Consider the following 611-nt stretch of genomic DNA (forward strand, 5'->3'; position numbering starts at 1 on the left):
TCACCGCCCCATGTTGGGCAAGGTGGAGCGGATCAGTCAGCCCGAATTTTCCGGTAATGACGTTTCCACCGTGGATCAGCCTTTCTATGCCGTGGATGTGCAACCGTTGGATGAGAATTTCAAACCCAAGGGAAAGCTGTTGCGGGATCTGGTGGTCATGCTCCAGTACGGTGGCAAACAGCGGGGATTTTTCGCCCTGCCCGATCCAGACACCATTATTGAATTCTGTTTTGCCTACGCCAGCCCCAAACTGATTATGATCCGTGGCGTGGTTCCCTGGGGAATGGAGCTGCCACCCTGGAAGCCCGGAGAAGCCCACTGGCACTCCAGCGCCGATGTCTGGCAGGGGTACGATCTGGAGAACAACTGGCACCGCCACACCACCGCCAGCATTAGGGAGAGCTGCGGCCAGATCCGGGAGTGTAGCGCCAAAGCCAAACAATTGCTGAAATCTCCAAAAACCTGGATCGGCAGTGAGTCCGAAAACGTGCTACAAATAATGATTGATATGATGAGCACTCTGGAGAACGCCCTGAACACGATTGCCGCACACACACATAGCGGTGGTCAGGTCGGGGCACCGGATCAAGGTGGGTCGATTGCCGCAACAT

Annotated in this window: 1 protein-coding gene; it reads left to right on the forward strand. The window is 55.6% G+C overall.

What is annotated here, in order from left to right:
* Window positions 1-611 (forward strand): hypothetical protein (locus J7438_RS26915; RefSeq protein ID WP_209279085.1); only part of this gene is annotated, 611 nt, incomplete at both ends.

The organism is Thalassotalea sp. G20_0 (assembly GCF_017744175.1).
Taxonomy (GTDB): Bacteria; Pseudomonadota; Gammaproteobacteria; order Pseudomonadales; family Endozoicomonadaceae; genus Endozoicomonas.